The following is a 3,263-nucleotide window of genomic DNA, read 5'->3' on the forward strand; positions in this document are numbered from 1 at the left end:
CTCTTATCCTCCTAATCTCGTAAAGATCGTCCTGTGAGCTGCAGGAAAAGCGTCTCAAGATTCGATTCTTTCATTTCTACCGCTTCTATTTTCAATCCAAGATTAACTGCTATTGTAATGATGGAGCCTAATAGCTTCTGGGGATTCTGTGCAAATATCTCGATGATCCCTGACTCTTCCTGGTATATAATCTGAGTCACATCCGCTGCTTCCTTCATCGCCTCCATCGCTTCATCAGAAAAGGATTCGACTTTCATCTGAATATAGCTGCTTCCCGCTAAGCGGCTGCACAGTTCGGCTTTCGTCCCGATGGCAATCACTTCTCCGTGGTCCATAATGCCGACGCGGTTACAGAGAAACTCCACTTCTTCCATGTAATGGCTCGTGTAGATGATCGTCATGCCTTTTTCGTTCAAGGCTTTGACCGTTTCCAGGATATGATTTCGCGACTGCGGATCAATTCCGACGGTCGGCTCATCCATAATAAGCAGCTCGGGTTCATGCATTAAGGCGGCGCCGATATTGATTCTTCGTTTCATTCCACCTGAAAAGGTTTCAATGCGATCTTTTTCCCGATCCTTCAATCCGACGATTTCGAGTACTTCTCCTGCCCGTTTTTTTGCCTGCGCACCTGTTAAACCGTACATTTTCCCCCAGAACAGCAGATTATCCTTAGCTGTCATTGTTGGATAAAGGGCGATTTCCTGAGGAACCACCCCTATTTTCTTTTTGATGAACATCGGAGCTTTTTTTACCGATTGATTGGCGACAAGCACTTCCCCTTGGTCATATTGCACAAGGCCGCAGATCATCGAGATTGTTGTCGATTTCCCCGCTCCGTTCGGTCCAAGCAATCCGAACGCCTCGCCCTTTTTGATCGTAAATGAAACATTTTTCACGACCTCTTGTTTTCCATAGCTTTTCTTCAGCGCTTTAACCTCTAACATTTCTCCACATCCTTCGTCTTTATGGGATTGATTATCATTCATTAGCAATAACAAAAGTATAAAGCGGATTCTTGAATTCCAAATCCCTCCAGCGATAGAAATTTCCATAAAAAAAATACAGCTGTAATAGCTGTATTTCATGGCGGACTATGCCAAAAGTCATGAATTAAAAGTTTGTTATGTTATACCTGACAGCAAAGATGGCAGCCTGTGTTCTGTCCCTCAGTTCAAGCTTGCTGATTAAGTTGGAAACATGGTTTTTCACGGTGCCTTCCGTGATGTACAGGTCCTTGGCAATCTCTTTATTATTCAATCCGAATCCAAGCTTATTCAAGACCTCCAGCTCTCGTTCCGTCAATTCCTTAATGATTTCCGGAACCTCGCTGATTTGATCGGCGGACTGGCTTCTTTTCATTTCCCTGACAATATCCGCCGTCAGTTCTTTCGGAAGCACCATGCCTCCTGATTGGACAGTCATGATCGCCTGCACAATTGCATCGGTCGGCATGTCTTTTAACAAATATCCGCTTGCCCCTTCTTCAAGAGCTTCAAAGATCAACGCACTCTCATTAAAAGTCGTCAGCATCAATACCTTGATATCTGGATAGGCGGACGTGATCAGCCTCGTTCCTTCGACTCCATTTGCAACAGGCATGCGAATATCCATCAGCACAATATCCGGACGCAATTCACCCGCTTTTTCAAAAGCTTCCTGCCCATTGGAGGCAACACCCGCCACCTCGATTTCCGGACGCAAAGCTAAAATGGTCGCCAGTCCGTCCCTCATCAATTCCTGATCATCGACTATTAAAATATTAACCATCTATGCTCCCCCTATTTGCCATTGCATATCATTCAGCGGAAAACTTGCTTTCACAACAAAGCCTTCTGAAGATGTGCTTTCAAACACGATCGTCCCTCCATGTTCAAGGACTCTTTCTCTCATATTTTTCAATCCGAATCCAGGGCTTACTTTTGTTGCCCCTGATCCGTTATCTTGAATCAAAATGCGAACAGTTGATTCCGATACATCCATCTGAACGGAGCATTCCCTCGCCTGCCCATGGCGGACTGCATTGGTGATCGATTCCTGTATGACACGGGTCAAGTCTAATTGGATGGGAATTGGTAGTTGGGCTACATCGCCTTTTACAGAGAACCTGGATGAGAGCCCGGTCATTACTTGATAATCCTCCAGCAGTTTTTTTACTGTCGTGACGAAGGACTGTGGCTGATCATGATCTTTCAATGTTCTGACAGACAAGCGGATTTCCTGGAGAGCATTCCTCGCCAGCTCTTCACAAAGCAGCATCGTCTGCCTGCTTTTTTCAGGCTGAGAATCCATCAGCTCCTTAGCAACCTGAAGCTGGACGAGCAGCGCGGTCATTTTGTGGCCGACCGTATCATGAATCTCGCCTGAAATCCGGTTGCGCTCACGCACCAGGGTCAGTTCTTCCACCTGCCTGGAGTAATGATGCAATTGCTGATGTGCGTTTTTCAAAGCAAGGTGAGTGTCATGAAGCTCGCCGTACTGGGTTTCGATTTGACCCTGGGCATGAAGCAATTTATGTATCAGTCTACCGACGACCGCTTCAAATAGAATAAAAGCAAAATTGATGGTATTTTCCCTGATTGATATAGTGCCAGTAACGGCATAGATATAATAAAGACATACGCCCCAGATCAGGAAAAATGCTAGTGAAAATCCCCAAATAACCCTTTTGTTTTCCGCTATTAAGAAAAGGGTAACGGCATTCACTCCGAACAAAATCAAATAAAGAGTCGATTCGGGATAAAAATAAACAAACCCGACAATCAGTAAAGAGTCCAATGCTAAAGGAATAGGATAATATTTTTTTCCAAGCGGGGTTGCCAAAAATAGATGATTGAAACAGAAACCTATTCCTGCTGCAATCACAAAAATGAGCTGAATTGTTGTAGGTGAATCTACAGAAGAATAATAAGTAATACTGATTAAAATGAACATGACCAACCGGAGACTGCTCAAAAAGGTCAGCTTCACACCATCACCACTATCATGAGAATTTTCTCCCTGCCTTACACGCCCTAGAAGATATTACCATTATAATCCTAAACTAACAGGAAGCAAAGGGACGAAGCAAAGGGACGTACCCTTTGCTTCTTTTGATGACATATGTTCAGCGCAAAAGTATTGAAATCCAGTGGGAAATCCTCTTAATAAACGGAAGCATTAGGTACGTCCCCATGCTTCAAAGAATAAATTAAACACGCGTGAGGGGATAGGTCTTTTCAAAGGATTTGTGCCGCTATGGCTATGAGGGAAAGGATGGAAGG

General features: G+C 44.3%; 2 protein-coding genes and 1 pseudogene. All 3 read right to left on the reverse strand.

What is annotated here, in order from left to right; translation table 11 throughout:
- Positions 1 to 271: 271 nt before the first annotated feature.
- Positions 272 to 947: pseudogene (locus WB217_RS17450) on the reverse strand (ABC transporter ATP-binding protein); the annotation flags it as partial.
- Positions 948 to 1,113: 166 nt separating this feature from the next.
- Positions 1,114 to 1,770 carry a response regulator gene (locus tag WB217_RS17455; RefSeq protein WP_423994562.1) on the reverse strand — a complete coding sequence of 219 codons (657 nt, stop codon included), beginning with the start codon at positions 1,768 to 1,770 and terminating at the stop codon, positions 1,114 to 1,116.
- On the reverse strand, positions 1,771 to 2,934 hold the full coding sequence (locus WB217_RS17460; protein ID WP_423994563.1) for a sensor histidine kinase: 1,164 nt from the start codon (positions 2,932 to 2,934) through the stop codon (positions 1,771 to 1,773).
- Positions 2,935 to 3,263: the final 329 nt, after the last annotated feature.

The organism is Mesobacillus sp., assembly GCF_049588175.1.
Classification (GTDB): Bacteria; Bacillota; Bacilli; order Bacillales; family Cytobacillaceae; genus Mesobacillus.

Coding starts and splice junctions, on each gene's coding strand:
- WB217_RS17460 (WP_423994563.1), bottom strand. CDS start 2,934: ATGTTCATTTTAATCAGTATTACTTATTATTCTTCTGTAGATTCACCT.
- WB217_RS17455 (WP_423994562.1), bottom strand. CDS start 1,770: ATGGTTAATATTTTAATAGTCGATGATCAGGAATTGATGAGGGACGGA.